Consider the following 18,985-nt stretch of genomic DNA (forward strand, 5'->3'; position numbering starts at 1 on the left):
GTCAGTTCCCCTGGTTGTTCCAGATATCAATCTGGGATTGGAGGAAGGACAGGGTCGATTGCGACGCGGTAATCCGGCTTTCGGACTTGGCGAAGCGCGCGACCATGCTCGAGCGGAAGGTTTCCTGCTGTTCGGCGAGCTTTTCGAGATCACGCGTGATCTGATCCGATTGCGACTGGTAACGCGCCACCGATCCGGCCAGTGTTCCCGGATCGCTCGCCATGCTGTTCGAACGCGCCATCCGGTCGATCGTGGAATAAATCCCGTTGATCCCGGTGGTGAACATGGCGGCCACGCCCGAGGCATCGCGCGCCAGCGCATCGACCAGCTTGGCCTCGTCGAAGCGGAAGCTGCCGTCACGCTCGATCGCCAGGCCCAGTTCGGCCAGCGTTTTCGGAGCCCCTTCCGCCGCATTGGGCATGATCACGGTGGAGCCGAGTGCGGACAGATCGCGGCGCAGCGCACGCGCGCCGCTATCGCGGGAAAGGTCCCCGGTCATCGGATCGACCGCGCTGCTCAGCTCGCCGGCGATTTCGTTGAGCGCGCCGGTGATGTCCTGCATCATGCCGGAGATCGCGCTGGTCGCGCTGTTGAAGCCGATCGTTGCTGGGGCGCCGCTATTGGTGCCCGTCAACATCAGCGACAGGCCCGGCGCAATGCTGTCGATCTTGTTCGACGCGCTGCGGCGGGCAAGGCCATCGAGGAGGAATTCGGCATCGACGGAGGTCTTGACCAGCCGCGCGGGATCGTCGCCCGGCTGCCAGGCCAGTGCCGACAGGCCCGGGTTCGCACCGTCTTCGGTCGCTTCGATGGTGAAGCCGTTCTGGACCCCATCGGCCCCCTTCACCACCAGCTGTGCGCCCGCATCGGTCTGCGCGACATAGGCATTAAGCCCGGCGTTCTTCCCGTTAATCGCGGCGGCCACCTGCGAGAGCGTCGCCCCGGGGTCAATGTCGATCGTCAGCGGGGTCTTCCCCGTGTCTTCGGCGAAGCTCGCATTGGTCGTCGAGCCGAAACGGATGGTAAGCGTGCCGGCCCCGACCGTGTCGGTTGCACTGGCATAGGTCGGCCCGGTGAGGATCTGGTTGCTCGCCAACTGGGTGACTTCGAGCGAATAGGTGCCCTTGCCCACCGATCCCAGCGGCGTGGACACCGCCGCGACCGCGGCATTGCTGATCGTCGGCAGCGGCGCAAGATCGCCCGTCCGCAGGCGATCGCCCAACGCCGTGGCGAAGGTGGAGAGGCTGCTGCGGATCGACCCCGCAAGCGAGATTCGCCGCTCGAGCGTTTCCGACTGGTCGGCCAGCCGCTGGTTGCGCCCGGCGAACTGCGCCTCGGCCAATTGTTCGGCCAGACCGGTCATGTCTATGCCGCTGCCAATGCCGAGCGAAGTGGCGATCGAGGAACTGGAAATACTCATCGCTCTGATAACGACGCATTGCGCGGCGGATTAACCGGCACCCGGCCATCCGCGTCGAACCGCAGCGCGGCGGGCACCTCGATTGCCGGGAGCGGCGGCGCTTCACCGCGCTTGAGCGAGAAGACATAGGCCAGCACCGAGGCAATCGCGCCATACAGGTCTTCGCAAATGATCTGCCGCTCGCGCGTGGTATAATAGACCGAGCGGGCCAGCTGCGGGATCTCGAGCGTCGGCAGATCGAGTTCGCGCGCCAGCTCCTTCATCGCCATCGCCTTGTCGCCGCGCCCCTTGGCGAGGACGATCGGGGCCGAGGCCTTGTCCGGATCATAGGTCATCGCGACCGCGAAATGGGTCGGGTTGGTGATTACGAACTGTGCCTCGCGCATTGCCCCGGAAACCGATCCGGTAGCGATATCGCGCTGGCGCTGCCGCCGCGCGGCGCGCATTTCGGGTGAGCCTTCGGTTTCCTTGTTCTCGTCGCGCAGCTCCTGATAGCTCATCTTCAGCCGCTTCTGCTGGCGCAGCCACTGGATCGGCAGGTCGACGAAGGCGATCACGACCAGCCCGGCACCCAGCGCGAAGATCAGCGAGACGATGGCATGCCACGCGGCGGTCAGCTGGGCCGACAGATTGCCCCGCCCCAGCCCGATGACCGTTTCCATGCTGGTCCACCACCAGGCCGCAGCAATACTGCCGAGCAGCGCGACCTTGAGAATGCCCTTGCCCATTTCGACCAGCCCTTGCGGGCCGAACATGCGCTTGAGCCCGGACATGGGATTGATCCGCTGCCCCTTGGCCTTGAGATTGGCCGCCACCCAGCGCCCGCGGCCGAAACCCAGCTGCGAGATGAGCGTGACGAGGATGACCGGCACGGCCAGCGTCAGGATTGCAGGAACACCAAGCAACAGCCCCTGCATCAGCAGGCCATCGACACTGAAATCGCGAATATCGCGCGCATCGAACAGGAAGGCTTCGCGCGTCAGCTGTGCCAGCCCTTCGAGCAGCAGCGGCCCGGCAATCGCCAGCCACGCACCGCCGAACAACATGACGGCGGCGGTGCCCGCATCCTTGGAACGAAGGACATCGCCCTTCTTGGTCGCATCGGCCAGCCGCTTCTCGGTTGGTGCAAAGGTCTTTTCGCCGGCGGTCTCGCTCATTGCACGATCACACTTTCGGTCTTTTCGAGCGCATCGCCGACGAGGCCGGTGAACTGGTCGTAGATCAGCGGCGCGGAAATGATCAGCGCGGCCAGCCCGGCCAGCACGCCCGCGGGCAGGCCGAGGGCGAAAAGGTTGAGCGACGGTGCGGAACGGCTCAATATCCCGGTCAGCACCTGCACCAGCAGCAGGATCACGGTGACCGGCAGGGCGATCCGCAGCGCGGTTTCGAACATGAAGCTGGCAAAGCCCGTGATCGCCGCGAAGCGTTCTGCCCCCAGCCAGGTCTGGCCCGGCGGGAAGGCGTTGTAGCTTTCGGTGACCAGTGCGATCCAGTGCAGATGCGCGCCGGTCGCTAGGAAGATCAGCGTCAGCACGATCATGAAATACTGGCCGAAGGAAGTGGTGGTCCCGCCACCCATCGCATCGGGCGATACCGCCATGCTCATGCCCATGCCGCCGCCGATCAGTTCGGCGGCCACGGTCGGCGCAGCAAAGGCGAGCTGGAGAATGAAGCCGAGCGCCAGCCCGACGATCACTTCACCCGCCACCGCGAGCAATCCGTCGAGCGAGAGCAGGGCCACCGGAGTCTCGACCGCCGGCATCCAGACCGACACGAAGATCGCCAGCGCCCCGGTGATCGCGACACGAACCGACATCGGCACCGAAGTCGCGCCGAAGAAGGGCGCGGCAAGCAGCGCAGCACCCAGCCGCGTCATCAGGAAGACGACGCGCCACATGTCCTGCTCCAGCGCACCCAAGCCGAGATCGAGGCCGTTCACGGCAAGGCCCTCAGTCGCCGATCGCCGCGATTTCGGCGAAGATATCCTGCGTGAAATCGCCCACCAGCGCCATCATCGAGGCACCGAGAATGACCAGCACGAAGGCCACCGCGCCCAGCTTGGGGACGAAGGTAAGCGTCTGTTCGTTGACCGAGGTGGCGGCCTGCACCAGCCCGATCACGAGACCGATGGCGAGGCTCGCCAGCAGGATCGGGGCGGCGACCAGGGCGGCGATCCACAACATGCGGTCGGCCATGGAGAGGAGGATGGCGCTTTCGTCCATGAGATCTATCCGAAGCTTGAGGCTAGCGAACCCATCAGCAGCGCCCAGCCGTCGACGAGGACGAACAGCAGCAGCTTGAAGGGTAGCGAAACGATCATCGGGCTCATCATCATCATGCCGAGGCTCATCAGCACGCTGGAGACGACGAGGTCGATGACCAGGAACGGCAGGAACAGCATGAAGCCGATCTGGAAGGCGGTTTTGAGTTCGCTGGTCACGAAAGCGGGCAGCAGGATCGAGAACGGCACGTCCTGCGGGCTGGCGAACTGTCCTGCCCCGGCAATGTCGGCGAACATTTCCAGATCGTATTCGCGTGTCTGGCGGATCATGAAGCCGTGGAACTGGTCCCCGGCGCGTTCTATCGCGACCTCGGCACCGATTTCGCCTGCGGAATAGGGCGCGATGGCATTTTCATTCACCCCTTCGAGCGTCGGGGCCATGATGAATAGCGAGAGGAACAGGCTGATCCCGATCAGCACCTGGTTGGGCGGCGATTGCTGCAGACCCAGCGCCTGCCTCAGGATCGCCAGCACTACGATAATCCTCGTGAAGCTGGTCATCATCAGCAGCAGCGCGGGCAGGATGGTCAGCAGGCCCATCACCAGCAACAGCTGCAGCGACAGGCTCAGCGGTTCGCCGCCGGCGCCCGCCATCTCGCCAAATGCGCGGTCGAGCGCGCCCGACACTGCGGCGTCGCCGGTCTGCGCGCGGACGAGCGCGGGATAGGCCAGCGCAGCCAGCGTGGCGGCAAGTTTCGCGAGACGCGCGATCATGCGACGATGTCCTGCGCTTCCAGCCGCGCCGGTGCCTCGGCCAGCCGGACCAGCCCGTTGCGCGAGGTCGAGACGAGGATTTCGCGCCCGTGGAATTCGATCACCGCGAGGCGCAGCGTGGGCGACAACATCGTGCTTTCGACGATCCGCACGGCCTTGCTGCCGCCAGTCGGCGCGCCGAACTGGCCCTGCATCTTTTTGGCCAGTTTCAGGCTGCCCCAGATCATGACGCCGATCAGCGGCAGCAGGACCAGCAGCTTGAGGACGTACCAGAGCATCAGGCTGCCTCGCCTGCACCGGTTGAAGTGACCGTGATCGGCTGGGCACGCCGTTCGACCGACGCTTCGTTCGAACCCGCGCCGACGATCTCGATCACGCGGATCGCGAAACGATTGCCTTGGGCCACCACTTCGCCGCGCGCGATCAGCTTGCCATTGACGAACATGTCGAGCGGTTCGTCGGTCAGGCGATCGAGCTCGATCACGCTCGATTCCCCCAGCGCGAGCACGTCGCGCAGGCGCATCGACTTGCGGCCGAGTTCCACGGTGAGGCGGACATCGATGTCCTGGATAAGGCCGAAGCCATCTGCATGCGAAGCCATAAGGAGTTACTCCGAAAGGGAAGTTTGATTGAGTTCGAGCGCGACACGGTCGTCGAGTTCACCGACACAGCCATGCGCAATGGTAAGATTGCCGATCAGCAGCGGAACGTTGCGGTTGACCGCAACGGGGATGACCGATCCGGGCGTGAGACTGGCCAGCTGTGCGATCGACATCGGCACGTCGACCAGCACCGCACGCAGCGGCAGGTCGACATGCGCGATCGCCGAGCCTTCGATCCCGCGCGCACCGATCGTGCGTCCGGTAGCGGGCGAAACGGCGCGTGTGCCGACGATCTCGGCAATCATCGACTGGCACATGGCGAGCCGGACGGTCCACGAACGCGAGATCTTCGGGCTGCTCACCGAAAGCGTCACGGTCCACACGCTTTCGCTCGCAGCGAAAGGTGCGACCTGTTCGACTTCGTCGCCATTGGCGGCGGCGGCGATTTCGCGCCGGTCGCTGGTACGCCGCAGCACATCAGCCATACGGTCCTCGAACTGCTGCGCAAACCGCAGCGCCGAAGCGGGCAGGACGGTGCAGCGTTCGTCGACGTCGCCGGTCCCGCCAAGAATGCGTTCGAACTGCGCGACGATTTCGCCGATCCGCGCGGAGATCAGGATCCCGCGGCTTTCCTGACCGAGCGCGAAGAAGCTGTGACGGTGCGCCGCACCGACCTTGGCATACCATTCGCCCACCGGCAGCAGTTCGGTCTCGGCAATCTCTGCAACCAGCGTGCGGTCGTCGCACAGCGCGCCCAGTTGCACGGCCGCCTGTTCGGCGAAGCCGCGGGCAAAGCGCGCGAATTCGAGGTCGAGATCGGGCGGGGTCGCCGCGCGGCTCAACAGCTCTTCGCAATGGCTCGCGGCACGGGCCGCAGGTGCGGGGATCGCGGAGGAGATCATTGGACGATGAACGAGCGGAAATAGACGCTGTCGACGCCGCCGAAGCCTTCGCGTTCCTCGAGCGTTTCGTTGATCGCCTTGGTCAGGCGCTTCTGCAGCTCTTCCTTGCCGTGAATGCTGGCCAATTCGGCTTCGCCGGTAGCGGCCAGTTCGGCGAGAATGCGCGAGCGAAGCGCCGTTTCATGCTCGCCGAGCCACATCAGCACGCGCCCGTCGTAATGCGTCGAAGCAGCCAGGCTGATCTGCACCAGCGCGCCGCTGTCGGCGAGGTTCGAGGTGAACTGCTCGGTGAAGTCGTAATAGGCGGTGCGGTATTCGCCCCCGCCCACACCATAAACGATCGCAGCGCCCTTCGCATCGTCGTCACCGCCGGCGGGATAGGGATCCTCGTCGCCCTTGAGGACCAGCTTGGGGTTGTGGTCCTCTTCTTCCGCGGCCTGGGCGTTGAGCACGCCGCTGGCGAAAGCGGCATAGGTGCCGCCGCCCCCCGCGCCGAGAAGCACGAAGGCGAACAGCGCCAGCTTGAGCTTGCCGCCCTTCTTTTTCGGTACGGGATCCTGAGGGTCATTTTCGTTCGACATAATGCTATCCTGCTGAAATCGGGTGCCGCGGCTCAGGCGTAGAGCGCGTCGTCGGAGGACGGTTGCGCGGGCGTCTGGGGCTGATTGGGAGCGCGCTCGCCATGGCGGCTGCGCTGGTCGGAAGTCTGTTGGCGCTGGTCATCGCCGGCCGCGTTGCCGGAGCCCGTGCCCGCATTGTTCGCCGCGCCGCCGCGCTCGCCGCCGGTCTGGCCGGCTTGGGTCGCGGACGACGTCGATTGTGCCGCCAGTTCCTGCGGGCGGGTAGCGCCGCGGTCATTGGCCATTGCCGCCGCGAGCGCGCGTTGCGCCTCGCCATCCTCGGCGGCGATTTCGACATTCATGCCGCCAGCCGAGTGGTCGAAAGTAAGGGTCAGCGCGCCGAATTCCTTGTGCGCGACGGCAATCGCAGCCGGTTTGGAAAGGTCGAACTGCCGTGCCGCAGTAAGTTGCTCGACGACGCGTTCGACATTGGCGAACTGGTCGGTGGCAATGGGCCGCGGCGCGCTCGAAACGGGTTGTATGGTGGATGCGCTGCCGTCCACAGCCACGGCGAGTGCTTGCGGCGTGGCTTTCGCTGCATCCGTGGCCGCGTCGGTACGCGGCATGGAAGCGAGTTTTTCCGCCAGAGCCTTGTCGCCGATCTTGCGTTCGGCGATGGCCGAGCGTTCGACCGCCCCGGCCCCTTGCAGTGCAGCAGCTTCGCGTTCCGGTGCGGTCACAACCCGCGCTGCTTCCGCGCGACCACGCTCAGTCGCAGCTGGCAATTCCATTGCGGCCTTGCCGGTCTGGAGCGATGACACCATGCCGGCAGCGCGCGGATCACGCGGTTGCTGGGCTGCGGAGATACGGACCTCGAAACCTTCGACCGGCGGTTCACCCGTCGCATCGGCAAGCCCTGCCCCCGGCGCAGTTGCGCGGGGCGTGGGCGCGGTCATCGCTTGGTCGGTTTTCGGACCGGTCAGGACCAGAGAGCCAGCCGCCTGTTTGCCCTCTCCGCCTTTGGCTTCGATGCCAGTCGGCACCGCGAGCGTATTGTCGAGAACCGGCAGCCCCAGGGCGGCAAGCGGCAATTCCTTGCCGGTCGGCAAATCGCCCGCTTGCCGGTCCCCTTCCGCCGTATCGTCCTGGCTGGCCGACGGCGTGAACGACGCCAGCTGCTCCAGCAGGTCGGCAAAACCGTCAGTCCCCTCTGAACCCGCGCTTTTCTGCCCGTTCTCGCTGGTGAGCCCGGTGGCAGAGGACGCGGTGTCGAGCGACTTCGGTAGGGCGATTGAAAAGGTCATAGAAAGTCCGTTTGTCGTGTGCGGACTATCTATCAAGAAGCGTGCCAAACTCTGGGGTGATCAGCCCTTTTCCAAGCCGGCGACGATCGAGCGCACCAGTTCGCGCGTGCCTTCCTGGGCCTTGCGCAAACGCATGTCCGACTGGGCAAAGGCCTCGCGCCGGGTTTGCGATTGCAGTTCGGCTTCTTCAGCCTGCCGCGAGCTCACTTCGGACAATTTCTGCAGCTGATCGCGCATCGTCTTGCCACTGCGCAGGTCGGCCCCGACCATATCGTCGGCGCGCTGCGCGTAATGCGCGGCGAGCGTGCGCGTACGTTCCGCCACTCCGGACAATCGCGTGCGTGTCGCTTCGGCTTCGCTCGCAGCAGCCGCCGACTGCATCCGTTCGACGGTCCGGACGCGCTGGATCAATTGCGCGCGTTTGAGTTTCTTGCGTTCAGGCGTCACTGCCGACAAGCTCGGTCAGCTGGGCGAAGGATGTGTCGATATCGATGCTGTCCTGCCCGCCCTGCGAGAGGAACTGGCACATGCGCGGGTGCAACGCGATCGCCTCGTCGAGCAACGGATCGGTCCCCTGCCGGTACGCCCCCATCATCACCAGATCGCGATTGGCTTCGTAGGTCGCGCTCAGGGCGCGAAAACGGCGCGCGGTCGCGGCCTGTTCGGCGGACACGATATCGTTCATCACGCGGCTCAGCGAAGCGCCCACGTCCACCGCGGGATATTGCCCGCGCTGCGCAATCTCGCGCGACAGCACGATATGGCCATCGAGGATCGCGCGCGCGGTATCGACCACCGGATCGTTCTGGTCGTCGCCATCGGCCAGCACCGTATAAATGCCGGTCATCGCGCCGCCTGATTCTTCCGAATTGCCCGCGCGTTCGATCAGTTTGGTGATCGTTGCCAGCGCCGAGGGCGGATAGCCGCGCGCGGCGCCGGGTTCGCCCAGCAAGATGCCGATTTCACGCGCCGCATGCGCGACGCGGGTAAGGCTGTCGAGGATCAGCAGCACGCGCTTGCCCTGCGAGCGGAGGTGCTCGGCGAGCGAAGTCGCCAGCATCGCCCCGCGCAATCTCAGATTGGCCGCATGGTCGGCAGGCACGGCGACAATCGCGGTATTGGCCGCGCGGTCCCCAGCCATGTGCCGCGTGACGAAATCGGAAACTTCGCGCGCGCGTTCGCCGATCAGCCCGACCACGATCGCATCGGCCTGCGCGCTTTCGACGATCATGTCCATCAGCACCGATTTGCCAACGCCCGACCCGGCCATGATGCCGATCCGCTGCCCGACCCCGAAGGTGGTCAGCGCGTTGAGCGAACGAATGCCGCTATCGAATACTTCGGTAACCCGCGACCGGTCGAGTGCCCCGACCCGGTAGCCACCTGCGGGCCAGGCGGTGGTCGCACCAATCGGTCCGCGCCCGTCGATAGGCTCGCCCGATCCGTCGACCGCACGTCCCAGGAACTCGCGGCCTACGCTCAGCATGCCCGGTTGCCCCTCGGGACGCACGATGGCGCCCGGGCGCAGCAATACCGTATCGCCGAGCATCATCATCATCGTATGGCCGTTGCGAAAGCCGATGGTTTCCGCGCGGTGTTCGGTCGATGCGCCCTGCGCGATCGTACAGATCGTACCGATCGGCACGCCCAGTCCGGAAACCTCGATCAGCCCGCCATCGCAAGCGACCACCCGGCCGAACCGGCGCGGGGCCAGATCGAGCGATGCCGATGCGACCGACGCGAAGGTCTCGTCGATCAGGGTTTGCATGCGGCGAAGATTTCGGCGAGCGCGCGCTGCCATTGCTGCGGGCCGTCCTCGACCCCGCCGTCATCGGTTTCCACGCGCAAGCCGCCGCGTTCGACACTGGCGTCGGGCACCAGTTCGAGGTCTGCGGACAAATCGCCGCGGACCAGTTCGAGATCGTCGGGGTGGATATGGATAATCCGCTCGTCATGCTTGCGCTGGAACATCGCGGCGGCTGCTTCGACTCGCCGGGCTAGCCCTTCGGTGTCGAGCGCAAGCGGGAGGACCGCTTCCTCGCACAGCGCATGGACCGTTGCCAGCATCCGTTCGCGCAGCTGGCGTTCGCTTGCCGCGTCGAAGCGGGCGAAAGCCAGCTCTATCGCGGTACGGGCGGCGCGTTCGGCCTTGAGGCGGGCCTCGAAATCGGCATGCGCAGAAATCTGGCCGTCTTCATAGCCCGCGCGATAGGCTTTCTCGCCCGCGTCTTCCGCAACCGGCGGCGCGGCGTCTTCCTGGATCTTGGTGTAGCGGTTGTCGCGGGAGAAGCTCCCCCGCTTGCCGAGCGCGGCATAGGCGACCCTAGACATAGTCCTCGTCCCCTTCGCCCATGATGATGTCGCCCTGCGCGATCAGGCGCTTGGCAATTGCGACGACTTCCTTCTGCGCCGCTTCGACATCGCTCTTCTTGACCCGGCCGCGCATCTCGATCTCGTCGCGCAGGCCATCGGCCGCGCGCGAGGACATCGCGCCATAGAACTGTTCGCGGCGGTCTTCTTCCAGCCCCTTGAGCGACATGATCAGCGTATCGCTTTCGACCTCGCGCAGCAGCACGCCGGTCATCTTCATATCGAGCGCGAACAGATGCTCGAACTTGAACATCTCGTTCTCGAGTTCCTTGGCGAGCTTCTTGTCGATCTTGCCGATGGTCGGGAGCACGCGTTTCTCGACGCTGCGATGCGACTGGTTGATGATCTCCGCGGCATGCTTGATCCCGCCCATTGTCAGCGGGATGGTCCCGTGCAGTTTCTCGATCTTGGCGTTGAGCGTGCCTTCAAGAATTTCGATCGCCTGCCGCGACACGGGGCCGAGCTTGGCCACGCGGTGCAGCACCGGCGTATGCAAATCCTCGGGCAAGGCGGACAGCGCGGCTGCAGCGACATCGGCATCGAGCTGCAACAGCAGCACCGCGATCGCCTGCGGATGTTCGTCGGCGAGGATTTCTCCAATGATCTTGGGATCGAGCCAGCGCAGCAGACCCAGTGCGGGAAGGCTGGCTTCCTCGGATTCGGGTGCGACCTGGCGCATGAGGTTGTCGGTCTTCACCTCGCCCACCGCCCCATTGAGGAGCTTGCGGACGCTGTCGACCCGGCCATGACCGGAAATGCCGCTATTCTCGGTCGAGCGCGAGAAACCGGCGATGGCATCGACGATGGACTGCGGTTCGACTTCGCCGATGCCGCACATCGTGCCCGCCAGTTGGCGCAATTCGTCGGGTGTAAGCTGGCCGAGGATCTTCGAGGCATCCTCTTCGGCGAGCAGCATGACCATGATGGCCGCCTTGTCGGTGCCGCCGAGCAGCTGGGGTGTGGGCGCGGTCATGTGGATGCTCCTTGCCGCGCATCTTCCGCGAGCAGGCGGCGCAGTGCGAGCACGGCGTCGTCAGGGTTCTCGCGTGCGATCCGCTGGGCCAGTTCGATCTGTCCATCGAGCGCCTGCCGGTCGTAAGGCGTCGCAGCGCCCATGTTCGGTCCGCCAAGCGCGGGAGTGCCTCCCGCCTGCGGATCGAGCACGCCGCCGTTCTTCACCCCGCTGCGCAGGGCATTGATCGCAGGACGCACCGCGAGGAGCAGCACCAGCAGCACGGCGAGGATCGCCACGCCATTGCGTACCGCCATCCCGAACCAGCTGGTTTCGTAGAACGGCACCGCTTCGGTCTCGACCTTTTCAAAGGCGCGCATCACCACGGTGACCTGGTCGCCGCGATCCGCACGCGCCCCGACCGTAGCCGACACGAGCTCCTTGACCTTGTTGATATCCGCCGCGCTCGCCTTGGCCAGCGCCGCCTGGTCGATCGCCACGGCGACCGAGAGATATTTGATCGACCCCGGAGTGAGATTGGAGACCGACACTTCGCGACCCATTTCATAAACGCGCGTGGCGCTGCTTTCGCCCACACCGCCGCCGGGGGCGGCTTCGGCCGTATCTTCGGGCCCACCCTGCCGGGCTTCGGCATCGGCGGGCGGCGTATTCGCCAGCACGCCGGGAATACCGCCTGCCTGGACGCCGCCGCTCTGCGACAATTGCGTCGTCTCGCGGCGGACGGTGCCGTCCTTGTCATAGCTTTCGCGCGCCGAGGTGACCTCGTTCATGTCGAGATCGACCTGGACCTGCGAGGTAAAGGCGCCGCTGCCGAACATCGGCGAGAGAAGCTGGTCGACCTGCGCGTTGAGCTTGGCTTCCATCTGCGCCTGCAGGTCGAGCCGCCCGCTGTTGGGATCGCGCGCTTGCGTCAGCAGCTTGCCGTGCTGGTCGACGACCTTCACCGCATCGATGCTCAGCCCAGGAACCGAACCTGCCACCAGATTGGTTATCGCCATCACCTGGCCATCGGTCAGCTGGCGCCCGCGCGCCATACGCACCATGATCGATGCGGAAGGGGCGACATCCTCGCGCACGAAGACCGAGCGTTCGGCCTTCGCAATATGCACGCGGACCGCCTCGACCCCGTTGATTTCCATGATCGTCAGCGTGAGCTCGCGCTCCTGTGCGGCGCGCAGGCGGTCGCCCTCGAGCGTCCGGCTGGCGCCCATCGGCAGGCTTTCGATAAGATCGGTCCCGCTTTCCGGCGAGGCGAGCGAGCCATCGGAGGCAACCATCATCCGCGCGCGATAGACATCGTCTTCGCCCACGGTCAGCGCACCCGTGCCATTGTCGATCGTGTAGTCGATCCCCGCCTGGTCGAGCGAGGCGACGACGCCGGCGCGCTCGGCATCGCCGAGCGAGGAATAAAGAACGCGCTGCGGCGCGGGTGACAGCGTCGCCCAGGTCAACGCCAGCAGGCCAAGGCCGGCGGTCCCGGCGAACCAGGGCAGCACCTTCCTGACAGAGGGTTGCGCGGTAAAGGCGCGCAGGCGTTCGCCGAAGGTGCCCGAACCGCTTGTCAGCGGCGTCAGCATGCCCGCGCCGGTGTTATCGGCAGGAACCAATCCGGTCATGGCTTAGACCCCCATCCGCATGGTTTCCTGATACGCAGCAAGCAGCTTGTTGCGGACCTGGAGCGTGGCTTCGAAGGCGACCCCGGCTTCCTGTCGGGCCAGCATCACCTTGGCGATATCGGTTTCCTCGCCGCGTTCGTACGCCGCGGTTACCCGGCCGGATTCGCTCTGGACCGCGTTCACATTGTCGAGCGCGGTGCGGAGCGTATCGCCGAAGCTGGGTGCCGAGGTCGGCCCCTCGGTCGGGGCCGCGGGTTGTGGCTGGTGCAGGTCCTGAAGGACCTTGGACCGGTCGATGATCTGCTGGCGCAGCGCGATGATCTGTTCGATCGAACCGCCGCCGCCAACGCCGCCTACGGGGTTCATCGGCCTGCTCCCACGGCGATACCGGCTTCACGGAACGAGGCCAGGCGATACCGCAGGGTGCGTTCGCTGATACCCAGCGCGCGGGCGGCGTTGGCGCGGTGGCCACCGACCGAGTCGAGCGCTTCCATGATTGCGCGGGCTTCGGAGATCTGGACGATCTTCGACAGCTTGGCCGGACCTTCGGGCGCGGCCACGGGCTGCGCTTCGGCCGGTTTCTCGACTGCGCGGGCGGTCATGTCGAAGACGATATGTTCGGGCCCGATTTCGCTCTCGCCCTGGGCGAGCAGCAAGGCGCGGCGCATGACGTTTTCGAGTTCGCGCACGTTGCCCGGCCAGGGATACTCGGCCAGCGTGGCAATCGCGGCATCGCCGATCCACGGCACGCGGTCGCCCTTGGCGACGTGGCGCAGCAGCATGGCAAACGCCAGCGGTGCGATGTCGGCGCGGCGTTCGCGCAGCGGCGGCATCTCGATGGGAAAGACGTTGAGGCGATAGTAAAGGTCGGCGCGGAAGCGGCCCTCGGCCACTTCATGCGGAAGATCGCGGTTGGCGCAGGCGATGATGCGGACATCGACCTTGATCGGGCGGGTCGCGCCGATCGGCACCACTTCGCCTTCCTGCAGCGCACGCAGCAGCTTCGCCTGGAGCGACAACGGCATTTCGGCGATTTCGTCGAGCAGCAGCGTGCCACCATCGGCCGCGCGGAAGAAGCCCTCCCCCGCCGCATTGGCGCCGGTGAACGAGCCTTTCTCGTGCCCGAACAGCATGGCCTCGAGCATGGTTTCGGGGATCGCCGCGCAATTGACCGCGATGAACGGCTGGTCCGCGCGGGTGCTGCGCCGGTGAATGAAAGTGGAGAGCACTTCCTTGCCCGTACCCGTGGGTCCGTTGATCAGCACCGGAATGTCGGTCCGCGCGAGCCGGTCGGCCAGCGCAATGATCGACAGCGACGCCGGATCGGCCGCAACCGGGCCCTGCCCGGCATAGGTCATTGCGACCAGCGCAGCGATGCTGCTTTCGGCAATCGGGTCGGTATAAGTAAGCGAGCCGCCTGTCCCGGCCAGTTCGATCGCGGGCGTTTCGCCGCGCGCCACGGTGATCGTGCGGGCATCGCGGCTGGCCGCGAGGTCGCTCGCATCCGCCAGCGTAACCGGTCGATCCATGAAGAGCGAGGACGCAATGCCCGCCATCCGTGCCTCGATCGTCCCATGCACGCGCATAAAGCCCGTGGTTTTCGTAATCCCGTCCATTTGTGCCCCCACTTGGCATGTCTTAGCGACAGACCCCGAAATGCGGCACGGACGTCAAAAGATTGGATAATTTTAGGGCTGGTAGATTTACGAGGATGGTTAACTCGAAACCCCGGTAATTTGGACAACACCCTTAATACCGGAAAGTTCCTGCCGGTCTGGTTTGCGACTGCCACATCCTGACCGGGGGCAGTGACCGTAGACCAAAGGGAACATTGTCATGAACGTCATCAACACCAATATCGGCGCGCTCAAGGCCGCCAATGCTTCGAATGCCGCGGGCAAGGCCCTCGGAACCGCCATGGAACGCCTGTCGACCGGCAAGCGTATCAACTCCGCCAAGGACGACGCGGCCGGCCTCGCCATCACCACCAGCATGACCTCGCAGGTGCGTGGCATGAACCAGGGTATCCGCAACGCCAATGACGGCATCTCGATGGCGCAGACCGCAGAAGGCGCGCTGAGCGAAGTCACCAACATGCTGCAGCGCCAGCGCGAACTGACGGTTCAGGCGTCGAACAACACCTATTCGGCCGACGACCTCGCCAACCTCGCTTCGGAAATGACCGCGCTGAACACGCAGATCACGAGCGTTCTGACGAACTCCGAGTTCAACGGCCAGAAGCTGTTCGACGCTTCGGCAGGTACTGCCGGTGTCGTGACCGTCCAGGCCGGCGCGAACGAAGCTGATGCGATCGACATCGATCTTTCGACCGACCTTACGGGCGATGCCACGCTGACCGCTGCAGCAGGCGTCGATGTAACGGCCCTCGCCGCTGGCGACATCGCCCTGTTCGACGACGCGATCAAGACGGTGTCGACCGTTCGCGCCGGCCTCGGTGCTTCGCAGAACCAGCTGGAATCGGCTGTCACCAACCTCAACAACAACATCACGAACCTGTCCGACGCACGTTCGCGGATCGAAGACACCGACTACTCGGCTGAAACGACCGCGCTCGCCAAGTCGCAGATCCTGAGCCAGGCTTCGAGCGCGATGCTCGCACAGGCCAACCAGAGCCAGCAGAACGTGCTTTCGCTGCTCCGTTAATCTTCCCCTACCCACTTAACGGGAAGATGGCCCGTCGCTCGCAAGAGCGGCGGGCCTTTCTCGTTTCGGGGTTCGACGCGCCGCGATTGAAGCGTCGCCCAGTGCCAAACCTAGTATTTTTACGTATCATGACCGACAGGCAATGTTGCCGGGAAATCATCCAGGGTTTTTGCAGGAAATCGACATGTTATCAGCAGCATACGAACCCCATAAAGACTTCATTGGCTGCGCACGCGCGGAGCCGCGGACCAATATGTTCGTCATGGCGGCGCTGGTTACCGGCAATTCGCGCGAGACGGTCAAGGTCCGCAATATGTCGCCCGGCGGCGCCCTGATCGAGGGCCAGGTCCTCCCGCAGCCCGATACCCCCTGCCTGTTGCATCGCGGCGATATCTCACTCGAGGCTGTGGTGGTGTGGATCACGCCCGGCAAGGCAGGGATCAAGTTCCGCCACCGCGCCAATGTCGGCCTATGGCTTCCCTCGGGGCGCCGGACGCAATCAGAAGTCGACGTCGCAGTGCAGACCGCCAAGGCCGAACTGGTCGCCGCTCCGGTGGCCAAGGTCGCCGCCCCGCTGTTCTCTGCCGAACTCAGCCGTGAGGATGTGGCGCATACGGCCGCCGCCATGGAAGCGCTCGCCGACGACCTCGCCGAAGACCCGGCGGTGGTGGCGCGCTTCATGACCAAGCTGCAGACGCTCGACATCGCCGCGCAGACCCTGCGCAAGCTGGCCGATCAACTTCCCTGAGCCCGACCGCTCCCGGCGGTTCTTTCGATAATAGTCGAAACATGCCTTGACGTCGGGATTGGCGCCGAATATTTCGACACTCATGGAAATGAGCTCTCCGACAGCGGTCGAGGCGCTGGGTGCGCTGGCGCAGGAACATCGACTCGCGCTGTTCCGCTTGCTGGTACAGGCGGGTGAGGACGGCATGCCCGCTGGCGCGATTGCCGAGGCGCTCAAGATCCCCAATTCATCGCTGTCGTTCCACCTCGCGCATCTGTCGCGCGCAGGACTGATCGCGCAGCGCCGCGAGGGGCGCTCGCTCATCTACAGCGCCGACTATGCGGCCATGAACGCGCTGGTCGGCTTTCTCCTGGAAAATTGTTGCGGCGGAGAAGATTGCACCACGCCCGCTCCCGGAGGAGGCCTCCCCATGCGCGAACGCTACAATGTCCTGTTTCTTTGCACCGGCAATTCGGCCCGCTCGGTGCTTGGCGAGGCACTGCTGAACAAGCTTGGCGGAGGGCGCTTTCGCGCCTTCAGCGCCGGGAGCGACCCCAGGGGCGCGGTACATCCGATGACGATCGAGGTGCTGGACAGCTTCGGCTATCCGACCGCCGACCTGCATTCGAAGAACTGGGACGTCTTTACCGGTGCCGATGCGCCCGAGTTCGATTTCATCTTCACCGTATGTGACAATGCCGCGGGCGAAAGCTGTCCGGTCTGGCCCGGCAAGCCGCTCACCGCGCATTGGGGCGTCGAAGACCCCGCGGCAGTCGAAGGCGACGGCCAGCGTGCGGCCTTCGTCGATGCGCTGAGCTATCTCAAGCGGCGGATCGAACTGTTCCTGATGCTGCCCCATGCCGGGCTCGACGAGCTGGCGATGAAAGGCAAGCTTGCCACCATTGGCCGCGAAGCAGGCGCCAGCGCCAGGGCGCGCGGCGCCGAATGACCCGGACGATCGCTACACCCGCCCCGGCGGCCTCGCCGCTCGGCACGTTCGAACGGTATCTGTCGCTCTGGGTGGCGCTGGCTATCTTCGCCGGGCTTGCGCTCGGACTCGTCGCACCCGGAGTGGCGGGGGCGCTTGCCGGCTTCGAATATGCTTCTGTCAATCTGGTCGTCGCGGTGCTGATCTGGGCGATGATCTATCCGATGATGGTGGGCGTCGATTTCGCCAGCGTGAAGGACATCGGGCGCAAGCCCAAGGGGCTGGTAATCACGCTGGTCGTGAACTGGCTGATCAAGCCCTTCACCATGGCCGCGCTGGCGTTGCTGTTCTTCGACTACCTCTATGCCGGGCTGATGACCGAAGGCGATGCCGACCAGTATATCGCCGGGCTGATCATTCTCGGTGCCGCGCCCTGCACCGCCATGGTGTTCGTGTGGTCGCAGCTGACCAGGGGCGATCCCGCCTATACGCTGGTGCAGGTGTCGGTGAACGATCTGGTGATGATCGTCGCCTTCGCGCCCATCGTGGCGCTGTTGCTGGGTGTGACCGATATCGTCGTGCCGTGGGAAACTCTGCTGCTGGCGGTCGGGCTCTATGTCGTGATCCCGCTCGCCGCGGGCGCGCTGACCCGGCGGCGGGTGATCGCAAGCCATGGCGGCGACACGGCTTCGGTCGATGCATTCACCGCGCGGCTCAAGCCATGGTCGATCTTGGGCCTGCTGGCGACGGTGGTGCTGCTGTTCGCCTTCCAGGCCGAAACCATCGTTGCCAACCCGCTGCTGATCGCGCTCATCGCAATTCCGATCATCATCCAGTCCTATGGCATTTTCGCGCTCGCCTATGCCGCGGCCAAGGCATGGAAGGTCCCGCACGACATCGCTGCGCCCTGCGCACTGATCGGCACCTCCAATTTCTTCGAACTGGCCGTGGCGGTCGCTATCGGCCTGTTCGGCCTGACCAGCGGGGCCGCGCTGGCCACCGTGGTCGGCGTGCTGGTCGAAGTCCCCGTTATGCTGTCGCTGGTGGCCTTCGCCAACCGCACACGCAGCAGCTTCCCCGCAGCCTGAACTCGAGCGAACCCGCATGTCCCGCATCCGTACCCTCCCCGATCCCGATCACCTGCCTGCGCTGCGCAGCGAATTTGCCCATCGTAATCCCGCACTGGGACTTGGCGCGACCGACCCGCCGCCGCGGATCCTGTTGCTTTACGGGTCGCTGCGCGAACGGTCCTTTTCGCGGCTCGCGGTGGAGGAGGCGGCGCGGCTGCTGCAATGGTTCGGCTGCGAGACGCGCATTTTCGACCCGTCGGACCTGCCGCTCCCCGACCAGGTCGAATATGACGACCACCCGGCGGTGCATGAATTGCGCGAATTGTCGCTATGGTCCGAAGGGCAGGTGTGGTGCAGCCCCGAACGCCACGGGCAGGTCACCGGTATCCTCAAGGCGCAAATCGACCATTTGCCGCTGGCCATCCAGGGCCGCCGCCCGACCCAGGGGCGCACGCTGGCGGTGATGCAGGTTTCCGCCGGATCGCAGAGCTTCAACACGATCAACACCTTGCGCGTACTTGGCCGGTGGATGCGCATGGTCACGATCCCCAACCAGTCGTCGATCGCCAAGGCCTATATGGAATTCGACGAGGACGGCCGGATGAAGCCTTCGAGCTATTACGACCGCATCGTCGACGTGATGGAGGAACTGGTCCGCTTTACCGTACTGATGCGCCCCCATGCCGAGCAAATGGTCGACCGCTATTCGGAACGCAAGGACCAGGACCAGCCGGTGGCGACGCATGTCGAGAAGGCGGGGCTCGCCCGCGGCTGAGCGGACTTCGCGGTTTTGTCCTGACGGTTACGCTTGCGCGACCGATGCGTATGGGGTTGGTTCAGGCGAACAGGCTCAG

22 protein-coding genes and 1 pseudogene are annotated in these 18,985 nt (G+C 65.1%); 6 read left to right on the forward strand and 17 right to left on the reverse strand.

The genetic code is table 11. From position 1 onward, the window contains the following. Position 1: 1 nt before the first annotated feature. The 17 genes from fliD to N6L26_RS08240 are packed head-to-tail and all read right to left on the reverse strand — an operon-like array spanning position 2 to position 14,358. A complete protein-coding gene (gene fliD, locus N6L26_RS08160; protein WP_263605108.1) occupies positions 2-1,420 on the reverse strand; it encodes a flagellar filament capping protein FliD in 1,419 nt (472 codons plus the stop codon). Next, complete coding sequence (locus N6L26_RS08165; protein WP_263605109.1) at positions 1,417-2,577, reverse strand: flagellar biosynthesis protein FlhB; 1,161 nt, start codon at positions 2,575-2,577, stop codon at positions 1,417-1,419. The genes fliD and N6L26_RS08165 overlap by 4 nt, the downstream gene beginning before the upstream one ends. Beyond that, positions 2,574-3,359, reverse strand: a complete 786-nt coding sequence (gene fliR / locus N6L26_RS08170; protein WP_263605110.1) for a flagellar biosynthetic protein FliR — start codon at positions 3,357-3,359, stop codon at positions 2,574-2,576. Before fliR ends, N6L26_RS08165 begins: the two co-directional genes overlap by 4 nt. A gap of 10 nt (positions 3,360-3,369) precedes the next feature. Further along, the gene (locus N6L26_RS08175) at positions 3,370-3,642 is read right to left on the reverse strand and encodes a flagellar biosynthetic protein FliQ (protein WP_263605111.1); all 273 of its coding nucleotides are present in this window, start codon (positions 3,640-3,642) and stop codon (positions 3,370-3,372) included. Between the two features lie 5 nt (positions 3,643-3,647). Next, complete coding sequence (gene fliP, locus N6L26_RS08180; protein WP_263605112.1) at positions 3,648-4,415, reverse strand: flagellar type III secretion system pore protein FliP; 768 nt, start codon at positions 4,413-4,415, stop codon at positions 3,648-3,650. Continuing rightward, the gene (locus N6L26_RS08185; protein ID WP_263605113.1) at positions 4,412-4,693 is read right to left on the reverse strand and encodes a flagellar biosynthetic protein FliO; all 282 of its coding nucleotides are present in this window, start codon (positions 4,691-4,693) and stop codon (positions 4,412-4,414) included. The genes fliP and N6L26_RS08185 overlap by 4 nt, the downstream gene beginning before the upstream one ends. Further along, positions 4,693-5,016, reverse strand: a complete 324-nt coding sequence (gene fliN / locus N6L26_RS08190; protein WP_263605114.1) for a flagellar motor switch protein FliN — start codon at positions 5,014-5,016, stop codon at positions 4,693-4,695. Before fliN ends, N6L26_RS08185 begins: the two co-directional genes overlap by 1 nt. Positions 5,017-5,022: 6 nt before the next feature. Beyond that, the gene (locus N6L26_RS08195; RefSeq protein ID WP_263605115.1) at positions 5,023-5,919 is read right to left on the reverse strand and encodes a flagellar motor switch protein FliM; all 897 of its coding nucleotides are present in this window, start codon (positions 5,917-5,919) and stop codon (positions 5,023-5,025) included. Continuing rightward, positions 5,916-6,500, reverse strand: coding sequence for a flagellar basal body-associated FliL family protein (locus N6L26_RS08200; RefSeq protein ID WP_263605116.1), 585 nt, complete (start codon positions 6,498-6,500; stop codon positions 5,916-5,918). The genes N6L26_RS08195 and N6L26_RS08200 overlap by 4 nt, the downstream gene beginning before the upstream one ends. Before the next feature lie 32 nt (positions 6,501-6,532). Then, a complete protein-coding gene (locus N6L26_RS08205; RefSeq protein WP_263605117.1) occupies positions 6,533-7,831 on the reverse strand; it encodes a hypothetical protein in 1,299 nt (432 codons plus the stop codon). 12 nt (positions 7,832-7,843) lie between these two features. Beyond that, on the reverse strand, positions 7,844-8,239 hold the full coding sequence (locus N6L26_RS08210; RefSeq protein ID WP_263605118.1) for a hypothetical protein: 396 nt from the start codon (positions 8,237-8,239) through the stop codon (positions 7,844-7,846). Further along, entirely contained in the window at positions 8,220-9,551 is a 1,332-nt protein-coding gene (locus tag N6L26_RS08215) for a FliI/YscN family ATPase (RefSeq protein WP_263605119.1), read from the reverse strand. Before N6L26_RS08215 ends, N6L26_RS08210 begins: the two co-directional genes overlap by 20 nt. Continuing rightward, the gene (locus N6L26_RS08220; protein ID WP_263605120.1) at positions 9,539-10,114 is read right to left on the reverse strand and encodes a FliH/SctL family protein; all 576 of its coding nucleotides are present in this window, start codon (positions 10,112-10,114) and stop codon (positions 9,539-9,541) included. The genes N6L26_RS08215 and N6L26_RS08220 overlap by 13 nt, the downstream gene beginning before the upstream one ends. Continuing rightward, complete coding sequence (gene fliG, locus N6L26_RS08225; RefSeq protein WP_263605121.1) at positions 10,107-11,126, reverse strand: flagellar motor switch protein FliG; 1,020 nt, start codon at positions 11,124-11,126, stop codon at positions 10,107-10,109. The genes N6L26_RS08220 and fliG overlap by 8 nt, the downstream gene beginning before the upstream one ends. Then, entirely contained in the window at positions 11,123-12,742 is a 1,620-nt protein-coding gene (gene fliF, locus N6L26_RS08230) for a flagellar basal-body MS-ring/collar protein FliF (protein ID WP_318173595.1), read from the reverse strand. The genes fliG and fliF overlap by 4 nt, the downstream gene beginning before the upstream one ends. Before the next feature lie 3 nt (positions 12,743-12,745). Then, positions 12,746-13,108, reverse strand: a complete 363-nt coding sequence (fliE, locus tag N6L26_RS08235; protein WP_253522491.1) for a flagellar hook-basal body complex protein FliE — start codon at positions 13,106-13,108, stop codon at positions 12,746-12,748. Then, the gene (locus tag N6L26_RS08240; RefSeq protein ID WP_263605122.1) at positions 13,105-14,358 is read right to left on the reverse strand and encodes a sigma-54 interaction domain-containing protein; all 1,254 of its coding nucleotides are present in this window, start codon (positions 14,356-14,358) and stop codon (positions 13,105-13,107) included. Before N6L26_RS08240 ends, fliE begins: the two co-directional genes overlap by 4 nt. Positions 14,359-14,578: 220 nt before the next feature. On the opposite strand from N6L26_RS08240, the gene N6L26_RS08245 reads away from it, so the two are divergent. The 6 genes and pseudogenes from N6L26_RS08245 (at position 14,579) to arsH (ending at position 18,906) form a co-directional block, all read left to right on the forward strand. Beyond that, complete coding sequence (locus tag N6L26_RS08245; protein ID WP_263605123.1) at positions 14,579-15,406, forward strand: flagellin; 828 nt, start codon at positions 14,579-14,581, stop codon at positions 15,404-15,406. Positions 15,407-15,590: 184 nt separating this feature from the next. Next, positions 15,591-16,154, forward strand: coding sequence for a PilZ domain-containing protein (locus N6L26_RS08250; protein ID WP_263605124.1), 564 nt, complete (start codon positions 15,591-15,593; stop codon positions 16,152-16,154). A gap of 88 nt (positions 16,155-16,242) precedes the next feature. Next, positions 16,243-16,545 (forward strand): annotated as a pseudogene (locus N6L26_RS08255) (ArsR/SmtB family transcription factor); the annotation flags it as partial. Positions 16,546-16,563: 18 nt separating this feature from the next. Next, the gene (locus N6L26_RS08260; RefSeq protein ID WP_263607279.1) at positions 16,564-17,082 is read left to right on the forward strand and encodes an arsenate reductase ArsC; all 519 of its coding nucleotides are present in this window, start codon (positions 16,564-16,566) and stop codon (positions 17,080-17,082) included. Next, complete coding sequence (gene arsB, locus N6L26_RS08265; protein ID WP_263605125.1) at positions 17,079-18,149, forward strand: ACR3 family arsenite efflux transporter; 1,071 nt, start codon at positions 17,079-17,081, stop codon at positions 18,147-18,149. The genes N6L26_RS08260 and arsB overlap by 4 nt, the downstream gene beginning before the upstream one ends. A gap of 16 nt (positions 18,150-18,165) precedes the next feature. Then, a complete protein-coding gene (gene arsH, locus N6L26_RS08270) occupies positions 18,166-18,906 on the forward strand; it encodes an arsenical resistance protein ArsH (RefSeq protein ID WP_263605126.1) in 741 nt (246 codons plus the stop codon). Positions 18,907-18,985 lie beyond the last annotated feature (79 nt).

Origin of the sequence: Qipengyuania sp. SS22, from assembly GCF_025736935.1 — a bacterium.
In the GTDB taxonomy this organism is placed as follows: domain Bacteria; phylum Pseudomonadota; class Alphaproteobacteria; order Sphingomonadales; family Sphingomonadaceae; genus Qipengyuania.

Excerpts from the sequence above, each read along its gene's own strand:
- fliD (WP_263605108.1), bottom strand. The coding sequence starts at position 1,420 with ATGAGTATTTCCAGTTCCTCGATCGCCACTTCGCTCGGCATTGGCAGC.
- N6L26_RS08165 (WP_263605109.1), bottom strand. The coding sequence starts at position 2,577 with ATGAGCGAGACCGCCGGCGAAAAGACCTTTGCACCAACCGAGAAGCGG.
- N6L26_RS08175 (WP_263605111.1), bottom strand. The coding sequence starts at position 3,642 with ATGGACGAAAGCGCCATCCTCCTCTCCATGGCCGACCGCATGTTGTGG.
- fliP (WP_263605112.1), bottom strand. The coding sequence starts at position 4,415 with ATGATCGCGCGTCTCGCGAAACTTGCCGCCACGCTGGCTGCGCTGGCC.
- N6L26_RS08185 (WP_263605113.1), bottom strand. The coding sequence starts at position 4,693 with ATGCTCTGGTACGTCCTCAAGCTGCTGGTCCTGCTGCCGCTGATCGGC.
- fliN (WP_263605114.1), bottom strand. The coding sequence starts at position 5,016 with ATGGCTTCGCATGCAGATGGCTTCGGCCTTATCCAGGACATCGATGTC.
- N6L26_RS08195 (WP_263605115.1), bottom strand. The coding sequence starts at position 5,919 with ATGATCTCCTCCGCGATCCCCGCACCTGCGGCCCGTGCCGCGAGCCAT.
- N6L26_RS08200 (WP_263605116.1), bottom strand. The coding sequence starts at position 6,500 with ATGTCGAACGAAAATGACCCTCAGGATCCCGTACCGAAAAAGAAGGGC.
- N6L26_RS08215 (WP_263605119.1), bottom strand. The coding sequence starts at position 9,551 with ATGCAAACCCTGATCGACGAGACCTTCGCGTCGGTCGCATCGGCATCG.
- N6L26_RS08220 (WP_263605120.1), bottom strand. The coding sequence starts at position 10,114 with ATGTCTAGGGTCGCCTATGCCGCGCTCGGCAAGCGGGGGAGCTTCTCC.
- fliG (WP_263605121.1), bottom strand. The coding sequence starts at position 11,126 with ATGACCGCGCCCACACCCCAGCTGCTCGGCGGCACCGACAAGGCGGCC.
- fliF (WP_318173595.1), bottom strand. The coding sequence starts at position 12,742 with ATGACCGGATTGGTTCCTGCCGATAACACCGGCGCGGGCATGCTGACG.
- fliE (WP_253522491.1), bottom strand. The coding sequence starts at position 13,108 with ATGAACCCCGTAGGCGGCGTTGGCGGCGGCGGTTCGATCGAACAGATC.
- N6L26_RS08240 (WP_263605122.1), bottom strand. The coding sequence starts at position 14,358 with ATGGACGGGATTACGAAAACCACGGGCTTTATGCGCGTGCATGGGACG.
- N6L26_RS08245 (WP_263605123.1), top strand. The coding sequence starts at position 14,579 with ATGAACGTCATCAACACCAATATCGGCGCGCTCAAGGCCGCCAATGCT.
- N6L26_RS08250 (WP_263605124.1), top strand. The coding sequence starts at position 15,591 with ATGTTATCAGCAGCATACGAACCCCATAAAGACTTCATTGGCTGCGCA.
- N6L26_RS08260 (WP_263607279.1), top strand. The coding sequence starts at position 16,564 with ATGCGCGAACGCTACAATGTCCTGTTTCTTTGCACCGGCAATTCGGCC.
- arsB (WP_263605125.1), top strand. The coding sequence starts at position 17,079 with ATGACCCGGACGATCGCTACACCCGCCCCGGCGGCCTCGCCGCTCGGC.
- arsH (WP_263605126.1), top strand. The coding sequence starts at position 18,166 with ATGTCCCGCATCCGTACCCTCCCCGATCCCGATCACCTGCCTGCGCTG.